Source organism: Paracoccus sp. SSJ (assembly GCF_030234105.1).
In the GTDB taxonomy this organism is placed as follows: Bacteria; Pseudomonadota; Alphaproteobacteria; order Rhodobacterales; family Rhodobacteraceae; genus Paracoccus; species Paracoccus denitrificans.
Genome location: NZ_JASSPE010000004.1, coordinates 117,209 through 137,690 on the forward strand (window position 1 = coordinate 117,209; position 20,482 = coordinate 137,690).

Annotated in this window: 15 protein-coding genes and 1 pseudogene; 13 read left to right on the plus strand and 3 right to left on the minus strand. The window is 67.0% G+C overall.

Annotated features, from left to right (window positions below; genetic code table 11):
• Positions 1-27 precede the first annotated feature (27 nt).
• The 4 genes from QPR87_RS05845 (at position 28) to murD (ending at position 5,444) form a co-directional block, all read left to right on the plus strand.
• Entirely contained in the window at positions 28-1,497 is a 1,470-nt protein-coding gene (locus tag QPR87_RS05845; RefSeq protein WP_285048813.1) for a UDP-N-acetylmuramoyl-L-alanyl-D-glutamate--2,6-diaminopimelate ligase, read from the plus strand.
• Positions 1,494-2,879 carry a UDP-N-acetylmuramoyl-tripeptide--D-alanyl-D-alanine ligase gene (locus QPR87_RS05850; RefSeq protein ID WP_285048735.1) on the plus strand — a complete coding sequence of 462 codons (1,386 nt, stop codon included), beginning with the start codon at positions 1,494-1,496 and terminating at the stop codon, positions 2,877-2,879. Before QPR87_RS05845 ends, QPR87_RS05850 begins: the two co-directional genes overlap by 4 nt.
• Positions 2,879-3,961 carry a phospho-N-acetylmuramoyl-pentapeptide-transferase gene (mraY, locus tag QPR87_RS05855; RefSeq protein ID WP_011746933.1) on the plus strand — a complete coding sequence of 361 codons (1,083 nt, stop codon included), beginning with the start codon at positions 2,879-2,881 and terminating at the stop codon, positions 3,959-3,961. Before QPR87_RS05850 ends, mraY begins: the two co-directional genes overlap by 1 nt.
• 82 nt (positions 3,962-4,043) lie before the next feature.
• Positions 4,044-5,444 carry a UDP-N-acetylmuramoyl-L-alanine--D-glutamate ligase gene (gene murD, locus QPR87_RS05860; RefSeq protein ID WP_285048736.1) on the plus strand — a complete coding sequence of 467 codons (1,401 nt, stop codon included), beginning with the start codon at positions 4,044-4,046 and terminating at the stop codon, positions 5,442-5,444.
• 200 nt (positions 5,445-5,644) lie between these two features.
• On the opposite strand, the gene QPR87_RS05865 is transcribed toward murD, so the two are convergent.
• Entirely contained in the window at positions 5,645-6,793 is a 1,149-nt protein-coding gene (locus QPR87_RS05865; protein ID WP_285048737.1) for an OmpP1/FadL family transporter, read from the minus strand.
• A 166-nt stretch (positions 6,794-6,959) separates the two neighbouring features.
• Here QPR87_RS05865 and QPR87_RS05870 point away from each other — a divergent pair, with 166 nt between their 5' ends.
• From QPR87_RS05870 to QPR87_RS05890, 5 genes and pseudogenes are all read left to right on the plus strand, one after another.
• Positions 6,960-7,931, plus strand: a complete 972-nt coding sequence (locus QPR87_RS05870; protein WP_285048738.1) for a TDT family transporter — start codon at positions 6,960-6,962, stop codon at positions 7,929-7,931.
• A gap of 69 nt (positions 7,932-8,000) precedes the next feature.
• Positions 8,001-9,449 (plus strand): IMP dehydrogenase, encoded by a 1,449-nt coding sequence (gene guaB, locus QPR87_RS05875; RefSeq protein ID WP_011746937.1) that lies wholly within the window; start codon positions 8,001-8,003, stop codon positions 9,447-9,449.
• A 333-nt stretch (positions 9,450-9,782) separates the two neighbouring features.
• A complete protein-coding gene (locus QPR87_RS05880) occupies positions 9,783-10,574 on the plus strand; it encodes a lysozyme family protein (RefSeq protein WP_285048739.1) in 792 nt (263 codons plus the stop codon).
• Positions 10,575-10,649: 75 nt separating this feature from the next.
• A complete protein-coding gene (locus tag QPR87_RS05885; protein WP_285048740.1) occupies positions 10,650-11,801 on the plus strand; it encodes an RsmB/NOP family class I SAM-dependent RNA methyltransferase in 1,152 nt (383 codons plus the stop codon).
• Between the two features lie 57 nt (positions 11,802-11,858).
• A pseudogene (locus tag QPR87_RS05890) lies at positions 11,859-13,902 on the plus strand (ATP-binding response regulator).
• Positions 13,903-13,925: 23 nt separating this feature from the next.
• On the opposite strand, the gene QPR87_RS05895 reads toward QPR87_RS05890, so the two are convergent.
• The gene (locus tag QPR87_RS05895) at positions 13,926-14,510 is read right to left on the minus strand and encodes a hypothetical protein (protein ID WP_104491227.1); all 585 of its coding nucleotides are present in this window, start codon (positions 14,508-14,510) and stop codon (positions 13,926-13,928) included.
• Positions 14,511-14,753: 243 nt separating this feature from the next.
• On the opposite strand from QPR87_RS05895, the gene recA reads away from it, so the two are divergent.
• The 4 genes from recA (at position 14,754) to QPR87_RS05915 (ending at position 19,855) form a co-directional block, all read left to right on the plus strand.
• A complete protein-coding gene (gene recA / locus QPR87_RS05900) occupies positions 14,754-15,824 on the plus strand; it encodes a recombinase RecA (protein ID WP_104491228.1) in 1,071 nt (356 codons plus the stop codon).
• Between the two features lie 225 nt (positions 15,825-16,049).
• A complete protein-coding gene (alaS, locus tag QPR87_RS05905) occupies positions 16,050-18,707 on the plus strand; it encodes an alanine--tRNA ligase (protein ID WP_104491229.1) in 2,658 nt (885 codons plus the stop codon).
• On the plus strand, positions 18,704-18,994 hold the full coding sequence (locus tag QPR87_RS05910) for a DUF1330 domain-containing protein (RefSeq protein WP_011746944.1): 291 nt from the start codon (positions 18,704-18,706) through the stop codon (positions 18,992-18,994). Before alaS ends, QPR87_RS05910 begins: the two co-directional genes overlap by 4 nt.
• Positions 18,995-19,060: 66 nt before the next feature.
• Positions 19,061-19,855 (plus strand): class II glutamine amidotransferase, encoded by a 795-nt coding sequence (locus tag QPR87_RS05915; protein ID WP_285048741.1) that lies wholly within the window; start codon positions 19,061-19,063, stop codon positions 19,853-19,855.
• A 404-nt stretch (positions 19,856-20,259) separates the two neighbouring features.
• On the opposite strand, the gene QPR87_RS05920 is transcribed toward QPR87_RS05915, so the two are convergent.
• Positions 20,260-20,481, minus strand: a complete 222-nt coding sequence (locus QPR87_RS05920) for a hypothetical protein (protein ID WP_011746947.1) — start codon at positions 20,479-20,481, stop codon at positions 20,260-20,262.
• Between the last annotated feature and the right edge of the window lies 1 nt (position 20,482).

Consider the following 20,482-nt stretch of genomic DNA (forward strand, 5'->3'; position numbering starts at 1 on the left):
AGCGGAGGTTTTGTGACCGAGCGGGCGATGCGGCTGTCCCTTTTGGGGCTTAGGGGGGACAAGGGGCGCGACCCCGAGGTGACGGGCCTTGCCGTCGATTCGCGGCAGGTCAGGCCGGGCCATCTGTTCGCGGCACTGCCGGGCTCGGCCACGCATGGGGGCGAGTTCATCCAATACGCGCTGCGCCAGGGCGCCCGCGCGATCCTGACCGACCGCAAGGGCGCCGAGATCGCGGCGGCCGAGCTTGCCGGTGCCGATGCCGCACTGGTCGTGGCCGAGGACCCGCGCGCCGCACTGGCCGGCGCCGCCGCCTTGTGGTTCGCGGCCCAGCCCGAGACGATGGTCGCCGTCACCGGCACTTCCGGCAAGACCTCGGTCGCCAGTTTCACACGGCAGATCTGGCAGGCGCTGGGCCACAAGGCGATCAGCCTGGGCACCATGGGCGTGCAGGGCGACTATCAGGCCAAGCTTGCCCATACCACGCCCGAGCCGATCACCCTGCATCGCGTGCTGGCCGAGGCCGCCGCCGCGGGCGTCACCCATGCGGCGATGGAGGCCAGTTCGCACGGGCTGGACCAGCGCCGTCTGGACGGGGTGCGGCTGAAGGCCGGCGCCTTCACCAACTTCAGCCAGGACCACCTGGATTACCACAAGGATTTCGACGAATATTTCGCCGCCAAGGCACTGCTTTTCGACCATATCCTTGAAGAAGGCGCCGGAGCGGTCATCAATATCGACGATCCTCGCGGCCGGCAGATGGCGCAGATCGCGGGCGAGCGTGGCCTGAAGCTGACCACCATCGGCAAGGACGAACGGGCGGACCTGTGCATCCTCGGCCAGCGTTATGACGCGACCGGGCAGGATCTGCGCTTCAGTTTCCACGGGCAGGCGCATCTGGTGCGGCTGGCGCTGATCGGCGGTTTCCAGGCGGAAAACGTGCTCGCCGCGGCCGGCCTTGCCATCGCCGCCGGGGACGAGGCGCCCCGGGTGATCGAGACCTTGCCGGGCCTGACCACCGTGCGCGGTCGCATGGAACTGGCCGCGGTGCGGGAAAACGGCGCGGCGGTCTTCGTCGATTACAGCCACAAGCCCGGCGCGCTGGCCTCGGCCCTGCAATCGCTGCGCCCGCATGTCATGGGCCGCATCGTCGTGGTCTTCGGCGCCGGCGGCGATCGCGACCGGCTCAAGCGCCCGCTGATGGGCGAGGCGGCGCGGCAATTCGCCGATGTGGTCTATGTGACCGACGACAACCCCCGCTCCGAGGATCCGGCTGCGATTCGTGCCGAGGTCATGGCCGGCGCCGGTCCCGACGCCATCGAGGTCGGCGACCGCGCCGAGGCGATCCTGCGCGGCGTCGACGCCCTGCAACCGGGCGATGCGCTGCTGATCGCCGGCAAGGGGCACGAGACCGGCCAGATCATCGGCAGCGACGTTTACCCCTTCGACGATGCCGAGCAGGCCTCGGTGGCCGTCGCGGCATTGGATGGCAAGATATGACGCTCTGGACCTCGCAGGATGCCGCCGAGGCCACCGGCGGCCGTGCCACCCGTGATTTCGCGGTCGGCGGCGTTTCCATCGACACCCGCACCATCCGGCCGGGCGACCTGTTTGTCGCCCTGCAAGCCGCCCGCGACGGCCATGACTTCGTCGCCCGGGCGCTCGAGAAGGGTGCCGGCGCCGCGCTGGTCAGCCGCATCCCCGAAGGCGTGGCGCCGGATGCGCCGCTGCTGGTCGTCCCCGATGTCCTGCCGGCACTGGAGGCCTTGGGCCGCGCCGGTCGCGCCCGGATGCGGGGCAAGATCGTCGCCATCACCGGCTCGGTCGGCAAGACCTCGACCAAGGAGATGGCCCGCGTCGCCCTGGCCGGGCAGGGCAGGGTCCACGCGGCCGAGGCCAGCTACAACAACCATTGGGGCGTGCCCCTGACGCTGGCGCGCATGCCCGAGGACACCGACTTCGCCATTGTCGAGATCGGCATGAACCATCCGGGCGAGATCGAGCCCCTTGCCCGCCTTGCCCGCCCGCATGTCGCCATGGTCACCACCGTTGCCGCCGCGCATCTGGAAGCCTTCGGCGCCATCGAGGGCATCGCCCGCGAAAAGGGCGCGATCTTTCGCGGCCTGATCCAGCCCGGCACCGCCATCATCCCCGAGGATCTGCCCGTCACGCAACTGCTGCGCGACTGTGCCGACGATGCCGCCGCCATCGTGATCGGCTTCGGCCAGCAGGGCATGGCCAGGCCGCTCAATGCCGAGACCCTGGACGGCGTGACCCGGGTCCGCGCCCGCGTGCTGGGCGAGACGGTGGATTTCACGCTCGCCAGCGCCGGCACGCATTTCGTGATGAACGCGGTCGGCATGCTGGCCGCGCTTTCCGCCGCCGGGGCGGATGTGGCCGAGGCGGCGAAGCACCTGTCCGACTGGCGCCCGCCGCTGGGTCGCGGCGCCGTCGAGGATCTGGACGGCATTCGGCTGATCGATGATGCCTACAACTCCAATCCGACCTCGCTTTCCGCCGGCCTCGCGACGCTGGCGCGGCTGACCGGCGGGCGCCGGGTGGCGATCCTGGGGGACATGCTGGAACTCGGCCCGGACGAGATCGCGCTTCATGCCGGCATGGCCGGGGACCCCGCGATGGAAGCCGTCGACCTGGTCCATACCGCCGGCCCGCGCATGCGCGCCCTGCACGAGGCGCTGCCTCCAGGCCGGCGCGGAATGCATGCCGAGACGGCCGCCGAACTGGCCGGGAAAGTAGGTGAACTGGTCGCGTCCGGCGATATCGTGCTCGTGAAGGGTTCGAAGTCCTCCAAGGTCTCGACGGTGGTTGACGCGCTGCGGCGAACGCGCCAAAGCACGCCCCCTGGCGAAAGGACAGCGTAATGCTCTATTGGCTCACGAACCTCTCCGATGGCGGGGATTTCTTCAACCTGTTCCGATACATCACCTTCCGCGCGGGCGGCGCCTTCTTTACCGCGCTGCTCTTCGGCTTCTTCTTCGGCCGGCCGCTGATCGACCTCTTGCGCCGCAAGCAGAAGAAGGGCCAGCCGATCCGCGACGACGGACCCGAGAACCATTTCTCCAAGGCCGGCACGCCGACCATGGGCGGGCTCCTGATCCTTGCCGCGCTGACCATCGGCACGCTGCTCTGGGCACGGCTCGACAACGGCTATGTCTGGATCGTGCTTTTGGTCACGCTGGGCTTCGCCGCCATCGGCTTTGCCGACGACTATGCCAAGGTCACCAAGCAGCACCATGCCGGGCTGTCGGGCAAGGTCCGGCTGCTGATCGGGCTCTGCATCGCCGCCGCCGCCGGTGCCGCGGCTGCCTGGCTGCACCCGGCCGCACTCAGCGGCGAGCTCGCGCTACCCTTCTTCAAGGATGCGCTGATCAACCTGGGCCTGCTCTACGTGCCCTTTACCGTGCTGGTGATCCTGGGCGCGGCCAATGCGGTGAACCTGACCGACGGGCTCGACGGGCTGGCGATCATGCCGGTGATGATCGCGGCGGCCAGTTTCTCGGTGATCGCCTATATGGTCGGCAACGCCAATTTCGCCAATTACCTCGGCGTGCATTTCGTCCCCGGCACCGGCGAGCTCGCGGTCTTCGTCGCCGCGCTGATCGGCGGCGGCCTGGGGTTCCTGTGGTATAATGCGCCCCCCGCCGCCGTCTTCATGGGCGACACCGGCAGCCTTGCCCTGGGCGGCGCGCTCGGCGCCATCGCCGTGGTGACCAAGCACGAGATCGTCCTGGCCATCGTCGGCGGGCTCTTCGTGGTCGAGGCGCTGTCGGTCATCATCCAGGTGCTCTATTTCAAGCGCACCGGCAAGCGGGTCTTCCTGATGGCCCCGATCCACCACCATTTCGAAAAGAAGGGCTGGGGCGAAGCGCAGATCGTGATCCGTTTCTGGATCATTGCGCTGATCCTGGCACTGATCGGGCTTGCGACGCTGAAGCTGCGCTGACAGGCTTTTTTCCGTTTTCCAAATACCCTCGGGGGGTCCGGGGGGCGAAGCGCCCCCGGCCTGCGACAGCGAAGGAAACAGCATGATTCCGGTCCAGGGCGTCCAGAACCAGACCATCGCCGTGCTCGGCCTCGGGCGTTCGGGCCGCGCCACCGCCGCTGCGCTTGCCGCCGGCGGCGCCCGGGTCGTCGCCTGGGACGACGGCGTCGACACGCGCGAACAGGCCGAGCAAGAGGGCCTGCGCCTCCTCGACCTGACCCAGGACCAGAACTGGGACGGCATCTCGGCGCTGATCGCCAGCCCCGGCATCCCGCATCTCTATCCGAAACCGCATCCGGTCATCGCCAGGGCCTACGCGCTCGGCGTGCCGGTGGACAACGATATCGGCCTGTTCTTCCGCAGCTTCGCCACCGCCGAATGGGAGCGCTTCGACACCACCCCGCGTGTCATCGCCGTCACCGGCTCGAACGGCAAGTCCACCACCACGGCACTGATCCACCACATCCTCAAGGAAACCGGCCGTCCGACCCAGATCGGCGGCAATATCGGCACCGGCGTGCTGTCGCTCGATCCGGCCCATGACGGCGAGGTGGTGGTGCTGGAGCTCTCCAGCTACCAGACCGACCTTGCCCGCGCCCTGACCCCCGACGTGGCGGTCTTCACCAATCTCTCGCCTGACCATCTGGACCGCCATGGCGGCCTTGGCGGCTATTTCGCCGCCAAGCGCCGGCTTTTCGCCGAGGGCGGGCCGGATCGCGCCGTGATCGGCGTGGACGAGGTAGAGGGGCGCTATCTCGCCGGCCAGCTCGGCATGGGTGCCGCCGACGACCGGGTGATCCGCGTCTCGTCCGGCCAGAAGCTGGAAGGCTTCGGCTGGTCGGTCTTTGCCCGCAAGGGATACCTTGCGGAATACCGCAAGGGCCGCCAGGTTGCCTCGATCGACCTGCGCGGCATCCAGGGCCTGCCGGGCGCACACAACCACCAGAACGCCTGCGCAGCCTATGCCGCGGCGCGCGCCGTCGGCATCGCCCCGCGCGAGATCGAGCGCGCCTTCCACAGCTTCCAGGGGTTGCCGCATCGCAGCCAGACCGTGGCCGAGATCGGCGGCGTGGCCTGGGTCAACGACAGCAAGGCCACCAACGTCGATGCCGCCGCCAAGGCGCTGGCCGCCTTTCCGCGCATCCGCTGGATTGCCGGCGGCATGGGCAAGGATGGCGGCATCGAGGCACTGGCCCCCTGCCTCGGCCCGGTGGTGAAGGCCTATCTGATCGGACATTCCGCCCGCGACTTCGCGCTCCAGATCGGCCAGACCCCCTATGAGATCGTCGAAACCATGGAGCAGGCTGTCGCCCGCGCCGCGGCCGAGGCCCAGCCGGGCGAGACCGTGCTGCTCGCCCCCGCCGCCGCCAGCTTCGACCAATACCCGGACTTCGAGAAACGGGGCGAGCATTTCACCGCCCTGGTCAAGGCGCTGCAGGCCTGAGCCCTACCGTTTCCAAATACTCACGCCCCCGGACCGCCAGCCGGCGTATGCAGGGCATGGCGACAACCTCATCATGCCGATCGGCGCACGGCACCCGACTTCTTCGTTCCCCAAATACTCATGGAACCGCGCGATCAGGAGCCGAGCGCGCATGAAAAAGGCCCCGGCGAGAACCGGGGCCTTCAAGCTTTTGCCAATCTTCAGAAGGAATAGCCGATGCGGACCCCGATGCCCCAGGCGTCGCCGTCATCCATCCTGGCGACCTCGCGCTTGTTGCCGCTGGGCCCGACGCCAAGGGTCGCGTCGCCCAGCTTGGTATAGTTGATGCCGGTGGTGATCTTGATGTTGTCCATGGTATAGATCGCGGCCAGCGTCACGCCCTTGCGGCCGTTGACCGGGGCCAACGGCGACACGGTGTCGCCTTCGCTCGGCTCATACAGGAACGAGATCGACCCCGACCAGTTCTCGGTGAACTTGCGTCCCACGCCGATGGTGTAGGTGGTCGTGTCCTCGACCTCGACCAACTCGGCGCCAGTCTGTGTCGGGAAGAAGAAGTTGTCCACCCGGAATTCGGACCATTTCACCCAGCGGATCGAACCGAACAGCAGCGTGTCCTCGGCAATGCCGGTCTGACCCTCCAGCGTCCAGCTGCGCGGGGTCTTGACCTCATAGCTGCCGCTCGTGGCGATCTGAGTGCCCGAGAAGCTCTCCTTCATGTCGAAATCATGGGTGATCGGGGAGTTGTAGGTCAGTGACACGCGAGCCGCGATCTCGGGCATCTCATAGGCGACGCCCGCCACCCAGCCGATGCCCCAAGCGCCGTCGATGTCGAGGTCATAGCCCGAGACTCCCGGCTGGACGTCAGGATCGGTCGGTACGGGCGGGCCACCGTATCCCGCGCCGCGCAGGCTGAGCTTTCCATCCGCATGCGAGCCGCGGATACCGCCATGCACCGAGAAGTTGTTGTCGAACTTGTAGCGCAGCAATGCGGTATAGGTGGTCGAGTTCACCTCGACCCGCGTGCCGCCCAGCACCGGCGAATTCGCCGTGGGATAGAGGACGTCGGCACCGAAGGGCTGTTCGACGATCAGCGCGCCGGACAGGTTCTCGTTGAACTGATGCTTGTAGGCCAGCCCGAAGAAGCCATAGCCTTGGGCCACGTCGCCTGTCGAGACGCCCGCCACATCCCTGCCGCGCACGGTGGGATTGACCCCGCCGAAGCTCAACTCCAGGTAATTCCCTTGCTCGAACAGCGGCGCCAGCGATTGCGGCGCGCGTTCGATCCCGCCGGCAAGAACGGGCGCGGCCGTGGCCAGCAGGGCGCCGATGCCGGTGATGATCCTTTTCATGATTTTCCTCCCAAGAACAGATCCTTTCGGACCTCTGGATTCAGCCTGCGGCAGGCTGCCCGCTTGCGTCAATTGCCGGGGCTTGGTAACGCGGCGTCTTGACGCAACCGGCCGCTCTGGCGTGGCCCGCCGGCAACGCTATGACGTAAGGGACAGGAGGTCCGCCATGCGCTTTGCCCCGCCTCGCATCAATCCGCCCGGGCTCTGGCGCCGGGTTCCGCCGGCGATCTTTCCGCCGCTGCTGGGCGCGCTCGGCCTTGCTCTGGCCTGGCGTGCCGCCACGGCGCGCTTCGGGCTGCCGCAGGGGCTTTCCGGGATGATGATGGGCATGGCCGTCGCGGCCTGGGTCTTTGCGACCCTTGCCTATGGCGGCAAGCTCGCGCGCCGCCCTGCCGTTCTGGCCGAGGAATTGCGCATCCTGCCCGGCCGCGCCGGCATCGCCGCGGCGCTGGTCGGCATCTATGTCGCGGCGCAGTTGCTTGCACCCTTTGCGCCGGCGCTGGCCCGGGTGGTGCTGATCGCCGGCATGGCGGCGCAAGCGGTGTTCTGGGCGGTGGCGATCCCGGTCATGGCCCGCACCCCGGGGCAGGGGCGCGTGACGCCGGTCTGGCAGCTGACCTTCGTCGGTCCCGTCGTCGCGGCGCAGGCGGCGGCCGGTTTCGGCTGGCTGGGGCTTGCCCAGGCGCTGTGGTGGCCCATGGCGGCGATCGCCGGCTTCGTCTGGACCGTCAGCCTTTATCAAGCGCTGACCGAGCGGCTGCCGGCGCCCCTGCGCCCGCTGCTGATGATCCATCTGGCGCCCATCGCCATGCTGGGCAATGTCGCCGCCGCGCTTGGCTGGCAGGATGTGGCTCTGGGGCTGGCCTGGGCCACGGCCGCCGCGCTGGCCTTGGCCGCCCTGCGCCTGCGCTGGCTGGTCGAGGCCGGGTTCTCGCCGCTCTGGGGGGCCTTCACCTTCCCCCTGGCGGCGACGGCGGGGCTGTGGACCGCGGTCTCGGGCTTTGCGTCAGGCTGGTCGCTGCCGGCGCAGATCCTGCTGGTTGCGGCAAGCCTCGTGGTGCTGCCGATCCTGTTTCGGGTGTGGCGGGCCTGGGCCAGCGGCGGGCTTGCCATGAAAACCAACGCGGCCATCGCCTGACAGGCTGGACATTCCCGCCGGCGCGTGAAATGGGAAACTGCCAAACGAACCCCTGACAAGGATGCTCCCATGCAGATTCGTGAGGCTTTGACCTTCGACGATGTTCTCCTCGTTCCTGCGGCGTCCTCGGTGATGCCCTCGACCGCCGACGTGACGACTTATGTCACCAGGCAGATCCGAATGAACATTCCGCTGCTCTCCAGCGCCATGGACACCGTCACCGAAAGCCGCATGGCCATCGCCATGGCCCAGGCCGGCGGCATCGGCGTGGTCCACCGCAACCTGACCGCCGAGCAACAGGCCGACGAGGTCCGCCGGGTGAAACGCTTCGAATCGGGCATCGTCTACGACCCGATCACCCTGACCCCCGAACAGACCATCGCCGACGCGAAGGCCCTGCAAGAGCGTTACAACGTCACCGGCTTTCCGGTGGTGGATGCGGCCGGCCGGGTGGTCGGCATCATCACCAACCGCGACATGCGCTTTGCCAACAGCGACGACATGCCGGTGCGGGCGGTGATGACCTCGGGCAACCTCGCCATCCTGCGCGAGCCTGCCGACCGGGCCGAGGCCATCGACCTGATGAAGGCCCGCCGGATCGAGAAGCTGCTGATCACCAATGCCGAAGGCAAGCTGACCGGCCTGCTGACGCTGAAGGATACCGAGAAATCGGTGCTGAACCCCCTGGCCTGCAAGGACGAACTGGGCCGGCTGCGCGTCGCGGCCGCCTCGACCGTCGGCGACGAGGGCTATGAGCGCAGCCTGGCGCTGATCGAGGCCGGGGTGGACCTGGTGGTGATCGACACCGCGCATGGCCATTCCGAGGGCGTGGCCCGTGCCGTTTCCCGCATCAAGGCCTATTCGAACCAGGTTCAGGTGGTGGCCGGCAACGTGGCGACGGCCGATGCCGCGCGGGCGCTGGTCGATGCCGGTGCGGATGCGATCAAGGTCGGCATCGGCCCGGGCTCGATCTGCACCACGCGGATCGTGGCGGGTGTGGGCGTGCCGCAGCTGACCGCGATCATGGACGCGGCGCGCGGTGCGGGCGACGTGCCGGTCATCGCCGATGGCGGCATCAAGTTCTCGGGCGATTTCGCCAAGGCGATCGCTGCGGGGGCGTCCTGTGCCATGGTCGGCTCGGCCATCGCCGGCACGGATGAGAGCCCGGGCGAGGTGATCCTGTATCAGGGCCGCAGCTTCAAGTCCTATCGCGGCATGGGCTCGCTGGGTGCCATGGCGCGCGGCTCGGCCGACCGTTACTTCCAGAAGGACGCGGCCTCGGACAAGCTGGTCCCCGAGGGGATCGAGGGCCAGGTGCCCTACAAGGGCTCGGCCGCCGCGGTGATCCACCAACTGGTCGGGGGCCTGCGCGCCGCCATGGGCTATACCGGCAATGCGACCGTGGCCGAGATGCGCGGCGGCTGCGAGTTCGTGCGCATCACCGGCGCCGGGCTCAAGGAAAGCCATGTCCACGACGTGCAGATCACGCGGGAAAGCCCGAACTATCGCCTGGGTTGAGCCCTTGGGCCGAGCCGCCGCCGGGTGGCGGGGCCGGCCCAGCGGCTTTTTCGGGTATGAGCCCCGAAGTTTTTCAGGATCATCCGGCGCTTGTCGGCGGGACATCGCGATTCCCGCCGCAATGCCGTCCAACCCTTGGGCGGCTTCAAGGTGATCCTGCCATTCCTGTGCCGGACCGCCGATGCTCTTTGCCCCATGCAGCCGGATTGATCGCTGTAGGGTGGTCGCTGCAAGGGCGCGGGCGTCGCTGATCTTGGGCGCTCATCGAATCTTAACGGCTTTGCTCTAGAGACGGTCGCATATCGTCATTTGCGGCCTCTCATGTCTGGTTTCTTGTCTCTTTTCCGCATCCTGGTCCTGGCGCTGGCCTTCATGCCGTTGCGAGGGCTGGCCTTGCCTCCTGCCGATGCCTGCGAATGGGCCGCGCAGCAGGCGGCTGCGGAAATCGGGGTGCCTGCCGATATCCTTGGCGCGCTGGCCCTGACGGAAACCGGGCGCCGGCTGGACGGCATCGTGCGCCCCTGGGCCTGGAGCGCCAATGCCGAGGGAGAGGGCACCTGGTTCGACGATCCTGCCAGCGCCGTCGCCTTTGCCGAAGATCGCGTGACGCGGGGGCGCACCAATATCGACATCGGCTGCTTTCAGTTGAACTATCGCTGGCATGGCGCGCATTTCCCTTCGGTAGCACGGATGTTCGATCCGCTGGAAAACGCCCGCTATGCCGCCCGTTTCCTGCGCCAGCTTCATGACGAGATGGGCGATTGGCGGGTGGCGGCGGGGGCGTTCCACTCCCGCACCCCTGCCCATGCGCAGCGCTACCTGGCCCGCTTCGATACGTTGCACCGGATGCTGCGCGAGCGTGGGCCTGCAGGCATGACCGGCACGCCCCAGACCTATAACAGCTTCGCCTCGATCGATACGGGCCGGAGAAAGCGCGTGCGGGACAGCGTGATGCTGCTTGGTGCCCCGTTGGGCAGTGGGGGCACCGGGCAGCCCGGTTCGCTGGCGGTTCTGGCCTCGGGGCGCTCTCCCCTGCGGGCGGGGAGCGCCCCGCTGATCGCCGTTCGCATGGCGGCCACCGGGGATGAGGATGCCTCGCTCTGGCGGTCGTCAGTGCCGCCCTGACGGGATTGACAAAGCCGGGCCGGCGTCATTTCTGGCCGGGATCCGCCATCTGCCGCGCCAGGGACGCAACCTGACATGACGCCCGCCGCCCGTGCCGCCGCGGCCATCGACATTCTTGACCGCATTCTCGACGGGCAGGCCGCCGAAGCGGCGCTGATCCGCTGGGCACGGACCAGCCGCTTTGCCGGCTCCGGCGACCGCGCGGCGGTGCGGGACCTGGTCTTCGACGCCTTGCGCCGATTGCGTTCGCGTGCCGCCCTGGGCGGCGCGCTCTCCGGGCGCGGGCTGCTGCTGGGCATGTGCCGCGAAGAGGGGATCGACCCCGCAACCCTGTTCACCGGTGAAGGGCACGCGCCCCCGGCGCTCTCCGAGGGCGAGGGTCAGGCTGGCCGTGCGCCCACGCCGGACGAGGCGCTGGATCTGCCCGACTGGCTCTTGCCGCTTTGGCGCAAGGCGCTTGGCGGGGATGCCGAGCCCGTGGCACTGGCCATGCGGGATCGCGCGCCGGTCTGGCTGCGCGTCAACCTGCGCCGTGCCGATCCGGCCCGTGCCGCCGCCGCGATGGCCGAGCAGGGGATCGCCACCGCGCCCCATCCCGATTTGCCGACGGCCCTGCGCATCACCGAGGGCGCCCGGCGGCTGGCCGGCAGCCATGCCTATCGCGAGGGGCTGGTCGAATTGCAGGATCTTTCGCCCCAGATGGCCTGCGCGCTGCTGCCGGCGCAAGGCAGCCTGCTGGATTTCTGCGCCGGCGGCGGCGGCAAGGCGCTGGCGCTTGCCGCGCAGGGTGCGGGGCCGGTCACCGCGCATGACATCGATGCGGGGCGCATGGCCGATCTGCCCGCACGCGCCGAAAGGGCAGGGGTGCGCATCCGTCTTGCGGCGCCGGGCAAGGTTGCGGGCCGGTTCGATACGGTCGTTGCCGACGTGCCCTGTTCGGGCAGCGGAACCTGGCGGCGCGGCCCGGATGCGAAATGGCGCCTGACGCGCGACGATCTGGAGCAGCTTGCGGCCCGGCAGTGCCGGATTCTGGATCAGGCGGCGGGGTTCGTCGCCGATGGCGGGCATCTGGCCTATATGACCTGCTCGGTCCTGGATGCCGAGAACGACGATCAGGTGCAAGGTTTTCTGGCGCGAAACCGGCGGTTCGAGCAGGTCCTGGCGCGGCGTTTTACACCGCTGACCGCCTCGGACGGCTTTTATCTGGCCCTGATGCGCCGCCGTTAACCCTCCGTTAACGCGCCTCCGTTATGCAGCGGAAAACGGCTGGACGCGAGGGGCGGGATGAATTCGGAACGGTCGGAAGCCTTGCGCTCGGCGCAGATCGTGCTGCCTTTCCTGACGCTGCCTGCGGTGATCGGTGCGCTTTGGCTGGCGTTGCGACCCCAGGATGCGGGGGGCGGCGTCACCTTCTTGGCCGTGGGTGCGGCCGTGACCGCCTGGTATCTGCTGGGTGGTGTCATCTCGGTGCGGCATCTCCGGCGCGGGCTGGCGGTGCGGCGCGATCTGGACCGCGTGCTGCCGGCTGTCCTGGAGCATGACCTGACGGCCTTTGCGGTCGACCCGGATGGCTTGGTTCTGGCGCAGAATCAGGTGGGGGTGGAGCGAATCGGTGATCTGGTCGGTCGTTATATCCATGACGCGCTGGGCCGTCGCCACGCCGATCCGGCAATGCTCTGGAACGGTCTGGGCCTGGGCCTGTCGCGCCGGGGCAGGATGCGCGCCGATCTGGGCGATGCCGGGGAATACCTGGTGACGCGAGCGCCCGGCTCGACCATCCAGCTATGGCAGGCTGCCGCACCCGAACGCCCGTCGCCGCCCACTCCCTTGCCGCCTCGGGTAGAGGAGGACGATTTCGACCTGCTCCCGGTCTCGCTGCTGATCCTCGACCCGGGCGCCAATATCGTTCGCGCCAATATGGCCGCTTGCGAACTGCTGGGCGGGGATATCCTGGGGCAGAACCTGGCCGCGCTGCTGGACGGGTTGGGGCGAGAACTGGCGGGCTGGGTCTCGGATGTCGGTGCGGGTCGCACGATCGGCGGGAGCGAGGTGCTGCATGTCAAGGCCGAGGGGCCCGACCGTTTCGTGCAGTTGTCGCTGACGCGCGGCCGGGGCGGGCATGTCACCGCCGTGCTCTCGGACGCCAGCGCGCTCAAGACGCTCGAGGCGCAGTTCGTCCAGAGTCAGAAGATGCAGGCCATCGGGCAGCTTGCCGGCGGCATCGCCCATGACTTCAACAACCTCCTGACTGCGATCACCGGGCATTGCGACCTGCTGATGCTGCGCCACGACAAGGCCGATCCCGATTATGCCGACCTCGACCAGATCAGCCAGAATGCCAATCGTGCGGCGGCTCTGGTGCGGCAATTGCTGGCGTTTTCGCGCAAGCAAACGCTCAAGCTGCAGATCATGGACCTGCGCGACACGCTCTCGGAACTGACCCATCTGCTCAACCGCCTGGTGGGCGAACGGATCGTGCTGACCTTTGACCACGATCCCGCGCTGCGGATGGTCCATGCCGACCGCCGCCAGCTTGAACAGGTGATCATGAACCTGGTAGTGAACGCCCGCGATGCCATGCCCGAGGGCGGCGACATCACCATCTGCACCGAACAATGTCCGACTGGAGACCCGGGCCGAATTGGGCCGCGCCGTCTTGCCCGCCGGGGATTACGTCCGGGTCCAGGTTCGCGACCAGGGCTGCGGCATCGCCCCCGACGATCTCGCCAAGATCTTCGAGCCCTTCTTCACGACCAAGCGCACCGGCGAGGGCACGGGTCTGGGGCTTTCGACCGCCTACGGCATCGTGAAGCAGACTGGCGGCTATATCTTCTGCGACAGCACCCCGGGTGAAGGCAGCTGCTTTTCGCTGTTCTTTCCGGCCCATGACCGCGCGGTGCCCGAAGAGACGCGGCGACCGGCGCCGGCCGGGCCGATCCGCGTCCGCCGCGATGTCGAGGCGACCGTGCTGCTGGTCGAGGACGAGGCCCCGGTTCGTGCCTTTGCCAGCCGTGCGCTGAAGTTGCAGGGGTTCCATGTGCTCGAGGCCGCCTGCGCCGAGGATGCGCTGTCGCTGCTGGCCGATCGGGGGTTGGCGGTCGACGTCTTCGTCACCGATGTGGTGATGCCCGGGATGGACGGTCCGGCCTGGGTCCGCACCGCGCTGCGTGACCGGCCCGACACCAAGGTGATCTTCATGTCGGGCTATGCCGAGGACATCTTTTCGGAGGGGCGACCTCCGGTGCCCGATGCGGCCTTCCTTGCCAAGCCTTTTTCGCTTTCGGACCTGACCGCTCTGGTCACGCGGCAACTGGAGGGCGCGCGCTAGGCCTCCGGGTGGCCGGACGCCGATCAGAGCGAAGCGTAAAGTGCGAAGTCCCGCGCCATGATCTGGCGCAGCGAACCTTCCTGCTCGGGGTTCAGGCTGACATCGACGGCGGGCGGGACGTTGACGCGTGGCAGGCTGATCTCGCAATCCAGCCGATCCTCGAGGAAATGGGTAAAGGCATCCATGTCCTCGTAGCGAAAGATGCAATCGACACGATCGGCTTCCGCGGTCAGGAAATCCGCCTGTGCGCCGACGCGCGCGACGTCCGGGCCGCCGGGATCGGCATAGGCTTGCGCGAAATCCGCGAAGCTGAGGCCGATCATGGCGTGGTTCGGGTCTTCGTCATCGTCGCGCAGGCGAAAGCGATACCAGCTGCGAAGCCATCCGATCGGTTCGCGCATCAGGGCGATGGTGGTGAATTTCTCGCCGGTGACCGAGCGCAACCAGGGTTCGATATGGTGCCGGTAGGTGCGCAGATCGGCATGCTTCAACTCGGCCGGGCGCTGGACGACGACACTGGCAAGGGCCTCTAGCGCGGTTTCGACAGCGGTGGAGCCGGCTTTCGGCGTCGCGAGGAAAACCAGCCGTCTTTCCCAGAATATCAGCATACTCGAAAACTTTCAGCCATTGCGGCACGCGCGCCGGGATAGCCACCAGTTCTGCGACTGTAAACCGTTTCTTAATTCTTTTGCGGCAACTTGGACCGGGAAGATGCGATGCATCTTTCGATTCGCGAACCAGGACTTGCATTTCGGCGCAATGAGGCGCAAATAGGAACAACCCGTGAACAAAGTGGCGGGCGGGCGCTGATTGCCCCGGATGGCGGGGTATGAAATAAGCATGAGGACCGCATGGCAGGGGCAACACTTTTCGACATGAACGACAAGCGATCCGCAGACAAGCAGAAGGCGCTGGACAGCGCGCTGGCCCAGATCGAACGGCAGTTCGGCAAAGGCTCGATCATGAAGCTGGGCGCCGACAATCCGGTGGCCGAGATCGAGGCCACCTCGACCGGCTCGCTGGGGCTCGACATCGCGCTGGGGATCGGCGGTCTGCCCAAGGGCCGGATCATCGAGATATTCGGGCCGGAAAGCTCGGGCAAGACCACGCTGACGCTGCATGTCGTGGCGGAAGAGCAGAAGAAAGGCGGCGTTTGCGCCTTTGTCGATGCCGAGCATGCGCTGGACCCGCAATATGCCAAGAAGCTGGGCGTCAATCTGGACGAGTTGCTGATCAGCCAGCCCGATACGGGCGAGCAGGCGCTTGAGATTGTCGATACGCTGGTGCGTTCCGGCGCGGTCAGCCTGGTGGTGGTCGATTCGGTCGCGGCGCTGACTCCCAAGTCCGAGATCGAAGGCGACATGGGCGACATGCAGATGGGCAGCCAGGCCCGGCTGATGAGCCAGGCGATGCGCAAGCTGACCGCCAGCATCGGCCGGTCGAACTGCATGGTGATCTTCATCAACCAGATCCGCATGAAGATCGGCGTGATGTTCGGAAGCCCAGAGACGACGACCGGCGGCAATGCCCTGAAGTTTTATGCCTCGGTGCGCCTGGATATCCGCCGCACCGGCTCGATCAAGGACCGTGACGAGGTGACCGGCAACGCCACTCGCGTCAAGGTGGTCAAGAACAAGGTCGCGCCGCCTTTCCGTCAGGTCGAGTTCGACATCATGTATGGCGAGGGCATCTCGAAGGTCGGCGAACTGATCGACTTGGGCATCAAGGCCGGCGTGGTCGAAAAATCGGGGTCGTGGTACTCCTATGGCGACGAGCGCATCGGCCAGGGCCGTGAAAATGCCAAGCAATTCCTGCGCGACCATCCCGATATGGCCCATGCGATCGAGGACAAGATCCGCGCCAGCCACGGCCTGGATTTCGGCGTCGCGGACGATGGCGATGAGGTGATGGCCGAGGATTGATCCCGCATCGCCCTCGCTCATAGGGTGCGCGGGACGTGGTCTCGCGCACATTCCTGGCTCTGAGACCTGGCTCGGCTTGGTGCCGCGGGTCGGGTTGTCCGGCGCGGAGTTGGGCGTCGTCTGCGCGAGGCCATGCAGGATTGCTGGACAGCCGCCATGGCTGGGGCTAGACCGGGCGGCAAACCGGTCTCTGGCCGGAAGACCGCTTTGCGATGAAGGCCCGATATGCCCAGCTTGAACGATATCCGCTCGACTTTCCTGAACTATTTCGAACGCAACGGCCACCGTGTCGTCGAGTCGAGCCCGCTTGTGCCGAGGAACGACCCGACCCTGATGTTCACCAATTCGGGCATGGTGCAGTTCAAGAACCTGTTCACCGGGGTCGAAACGCGCGACTACAAGCGCGCCACCACTGCGCAGAAATGCGTGCGCGCCGGCGGCAAGCATAACGACCTCGACAATGTCGGCTATACCGCGCGCCACCATACCTTCTTCGAGATGCTGGGGAATTTCAGCTTCGGCGATTACTTCAAGGACGGTGCCATCCCCTTTGCCTGGGAGTTGCTGACCAAGGATTTCGGCATCCCCAAGGACAAGCTGCTGGTCACCGTCTATCATACCGACGACGAAGCCGCCGATATCTGGAAGAAGGTCGCGGGGCTTTCCGACGACCGCATCATCCGCATCCCGACCAGCGACAATTTCTGGCAGATGGGCCCGACCGGCCCCTGCGGTCCATGCACCGAGATCTTCTATGACCATGGCGAGCAGATCTGGGGTGGCCCGCCCGGCTCGGCCGACGAGGACGGCGACCGCTTCATCGAGATCTGGAACCTCGTCTTCATGCAGAACGAGCAGTTCGAGGACGGCACGATGCGCGCGCTGGACATGCAGTCGATCGACACCGGCATGGGGTTGGAACGGATCGGTGCGCTCTTGCAAGGCAAGCACGACAATTACGATACCGACCTGATGCGTGGCCTGATCGAGGCCAGCGCGCATGCGACCAGCGCCGACCCGGACGGTCCCGGCAAGGTGCATCACCGCGTCATCGCCGATCATCTGCGCTCGACCAGCTTCCTGATCGCCGATGGGGTGATGCCCTCGAACGAGGGACGTGGCTATGTGCTGCGCCGCATCATGCGCCGCGCCATGCGCCACGCCCATATGCTGGGCGCCAAGGATCCGGTGATGCACCGCCTGGTCCCGGCGCTGGTGCGCGAGATGGGCGCGGCCTATCCCGAGCTTGGCCGCGCGCAGGCGTTGATCGAAGAGACGCTGAAGCTGGAGGAGACCCGCTTCAAGCAGACCCTGGACCGTGGCCTGCGGCTGCTGGACGACGAATTGGCGAAGCTGCCCGAAGGTGCGAACCTGCCGGGCGAGGCGGCCTTCAAGCTCTATGACACCTATGGTTTCCCGCTGGATCTGACCCAGGACGCGCTACGCGAAAAGGGTCGGGCGGTCGATACGGCCGGTTTCGATTCAGCGATGGCGGAGCAGAAGGCCAAGGCCCGTGCCGCCTGGGCCGGCTCTGGCGAGACCAAGGATGCCGCGATCTGGTTCGACATCGCCGAAGAGCATGGCGCCACCGAATTCCTCGGCTATGACACCGAGATCAGCGAGGGCCAGGTCCTCGCATTGGTTCAGGACGGCGCTGCGGTCGAGGAAGCCGGCGAGGGGCAGCAGGTCCAGATCGTCGTGAACCAGACGCCGTTCTATGGCGAGGCCGGCGGCCAGGTCGGCGATACTGGCCTGATCAAGACGGAGACCGGCGCCGCGCGCGTGACCGATACGAAAAAGACCGGCGGCGTCTTCATCCATATCGCCGAGGTGACGCTGGGCACGATCCAGCGCGGCCAGGGTGCGCAGCTGTCCGTCGATCACGACCGTCGCAGCGCGATCCGCGCCAACCATTCGGCCACGCACCTGCTGCACGAGGCGCTGCGCCGCGCCCTGGGCGAGCATGTCGCGCAGCGCGGCAGCCTGAACGCGCCCGACCGGCTGCGCTTCGACTTCAGCCATGCCAAGGCGATGACGCCCGAGGAGCTGGCGCAGGTCGAGCGCGAGGTGAACGATTTTATCCGCCAGAACAGCCCGGTCGAGACCCGGATCATGACCCCCGACGATGCCCGTGCATTGGGCGCGCAGGCGCTTTTCGGCGAGAAATACGGTGATGAGGTTCGGGTGGTCTCGATGGGCGAGCTGCCGGGTTCGGGCAAGGGCACCGGCGGCCAGACCTATTCGCTGGAGCTTTGCGGCGGCACCCATGTCGCGCGCACCGGCGATATCGGCATGTTTGCCCTGACTTCGGAAACCGCATCGGCCGCCGGCATCCGCCGCATCGAGGCGCTGACCGGCCAGGCGGCGATGGACGAGTTGCGCCGCGTGGACGGCGAACTCAATGAGATTGCCGGCATTGTCAAGGCGCAGGCGGGTGACGTGGTGAACAAGGTCCGCGCGCTTGCCGATGAGCGCAAGGCGCTGGCGAACGAGGTCGCGCAACTCAAGCGCCAGCTTGCCATGGGCGGTGGCTCCGAGGACAAGCCCCGTGAAATCAACGGCATCAAGCTTATCGCCCGCCGCGTCGAGGGTGTGAGCGGCAAGGAACTCGGTCCGCTGGTCGATGAGATGAAGTCGCGGCTCGGCTCGGGCGCCGTGGTGGTGCTGGCCGAGGCAGATGGCAAGGCGACGGTGGCGGCGGGCGTGACGCCCGACCTGACCGGCCGGATCAGCGCCGTCGAACTGGTGCAGACCGCGACGGCGGCGCTGGGCGGCAAAGGCGGCGGTGGTCGGCCCGACCGCGCCCAGGGCGGGGCACCCAGCCTTGCTGCCGCTGACAGCGCCATTTCCGCCGTCGAAACCCTGATCGGAGAGAAAGCATGACCGCGCTGTGGATCGCCCATGTGAACGTGACCGACCCCGAGGCCTATGGCGAATATGCCCGGCTGGCGGGGCCGGCGATAGCCGCGCATGGCGGGGCATTCCTGGCGCGCGGCTCGCGCTATGTCCAGCTTGAGGGCAAGGACCGCGCCCGCAATGTCGTGGCGCGGTTTCCCAGCCTGGAAGATGCGGTGGCTTGCTACCGCTCGGCCGAATATCAGGCTGCGCTGGAGCATGCGAAAGGGGCGGCAGAGCGCGACCTTGTGATCGTGGAAGAGAATCCGGCCTAGGACTTTTTGGTGATTCGTTAGGCTTTTCGTGCTAGCCCTAGGAAAAAGCACGGAAAGGGGCAGGACATGTGCCGCTGGGCAGCCTATCTCGGCAGTCCGATCTATCTTGAGGATGTCATCTGCCGGCCCGGCCATTCGCTGGTCCGGCAAAGCCATGGTGCGACGCGCTGCCATACTCCGGTCAATGCCGACGGTTTCGGCATCGCTTGGTATGGCGAGCGTGAAGAGCCCGGCCTTTACCGCGACATCATGCCGGCCTGGTCGGACAGCAACCTTCGCAGCCTGACCGCCACGGTGAAATCGCACCTGTTCCTTGCGCATGTGCGGGCCTCGACTGGCACCGCGACCAGTCGCAACAATTGCCATCCCTTTGTCGTGGGTCGCTGGTGCTTCATGCATAATGGGCAGTTCGGCGGTTACGACAGCTATCGCCGCCATGCCGAAGTGCTGATCCCAGACGAACTCTATGCCCATCGCAAGGGCGCCACGGATAGCGAGGCGCTGTTCCTGATGGCCTTGGGTGAAGGGCTGGGCGGCGACCCTGCCGGCGCCATGGCCCGCGCCACCGCGAAATTCGAGGCATTGGCCCGGCAAAAGGGCACCGCGCCGCATGTGCGGCTGACGGCGGCCTTTTCGGACGGGGCCAAGCTTTACGCCCTGCGCTATGCCAGCGACGAGCATGCGCCGACGCTGTTCCATCGCTGGTCCGACACCCGCGGCGGCCGCGCGGTGGTCTCCGAACCGCTGGAGAGCGACGAGGCGGACTGGCTGGAGGTTCCGGCGCAAAGCTTCTGCATCTTCGATGGTGCCGAGGTGACGATCACGCCCTTCCGGCCCGAGCCGCTTCGCGCTGCTGCCTGAGACTTCGCCCAGGCCCCGCGGGTCCGCAGAAAGCCGGCTCATGCCGATGCGCCGGATGCTCGCTCGACTCCGCCACCAGTCGGCGCCTCACTGTTTCCAAATTCTTGGGAATGCTGTCATCAGCGTGGCCGTGAACCGATCAGATCGGTATGGAAAGCACCCGCCTGCTTTCGCGGATCAGGAAATCCCTGATCTCGCCTCTCCTTTGCCCATGCTCATCCAGCAGGGCATTGCCGGGATCGAGGCTGGCCATCTCGAACCTGACAATCCGTCATGCAACGCCAGGCACCCGCGGCGCGGGAAGCGATCCGCGCAATCGAGGACCGCTTGGACATCAATGCGCCGCCGACCATTGCGACGACCGGCAAGGGCAGGGGCGCACATATCTTGCGCCCCTTCGCAGGTCAGAACCAGATGCGGTCGGCAAAGACGTAATGCACGATCCGGTCGCGGGTCAGGCCCATCCGGGCCAGTTCGGCATCGGATTTTGCTTCCAGCGCCTCGATCTCGGCGCGGCGCGAATGCTTCGTGATATAGGCCGCGGCCCCGCGCGAAAGCCGCTTGCGGACAGCGGCGAACAGGTCGGGCAGGCGGGGCGAGAAGCGGTTGGTTGCGATGGTAGCCATT

Coding starts and splice junctions, on each gene's coding strand:
- QPR87_RS05845 (WP_285048813.1), top strand. CDS start 28: ATGCGGCTGTCCCTTTTGGGGCTTAGGGGGGACAAGGGGCGCGACCCC.
- QPR87_RS05850 (WP_285048735.1), top strand. CDS start 1,494: ATGACGCTCTGGACCTCGCAGGATGCCGCCGAGGCCACCGGCGGCCGT.
- mraY (WP_011746933.1), top strand. CDS start 2,879: ATGCTCTATTGGCTCACGAACCTCTCCGATGGCGGGGATTTCTTCAAC.
- murD (WP_285048736.1), top strand. CDS start 4,044: ATGATTCCGGTCCAGGGCGTCCAGAACCAGACCATCGCCGTGCTCGGC.
- QPR87_RS05865 (WP_285048737.1), bottom strand. CDS start 6,793: ATGAAAAGGATCATCACCGGCATCGGCGCCCTGCTGGCCACGGCCGCG.
- QPR87_RS05870 (WP_285048738.1), top strand. CDS start 6,960: ATGCGCTTTGCCCCGCCTCGCATCAATCCGCCCGGGCTCTGGCGCCGG.
- guaB (WP_011746937.1), top strand. CDS start 8,001: ATGCAGATTCGTGAGGCTTTGACCTTCGACGATGTTCTCCTCGTTCCT.
- QPR87_RS05885 (WP_285048740.1), top strand. CDS start 10,650: ATGACGCCCGCCGCCCGTGCCGCCGCGGCCATCGACATTCTTGACCGC.
- QPR87_RS05895 (WP_104491227.1), bottom strand. CDS start 14,510: ATGCTGATATTCTGGGAAAGACGGCTGGTTTTCCTCGCGACGCCGAAA.
- recA (WP_104491228.1), top strand. CDS start 14,754: ATGGCAGGGGCAACACTTTTCGACATGAACGACAAGCGATCCGCAGAC.
- alaS (WP_104491229.1), top strand. CDS start 16,050: ATGCCCAGCTTGAACGATATCCGCTCGACTTTCCTGAACTATTTCGAA.
- QPR87_RS05910 (WP_011746944.1), top strand. CDS start 18,704: ATGACCGCGCTGTGGATCGCCCATGTGAACGTGACCGACCCCGAGGCC.
- QPR87_RS05915 (WP_285048741.1), top strand. CDS start 19,061: ATGTGCCGCTGGGCAGCCTATCTCGGCAGTCCGATCTATCTTGAGGAT.
- QPR87_RS05920 (WP_011746947.1), bottom strand. CDS start 20,481: ATGGCTACCATCGCAACCAACCGCTTCTCGCCCCGCCTGCCCGACCTG.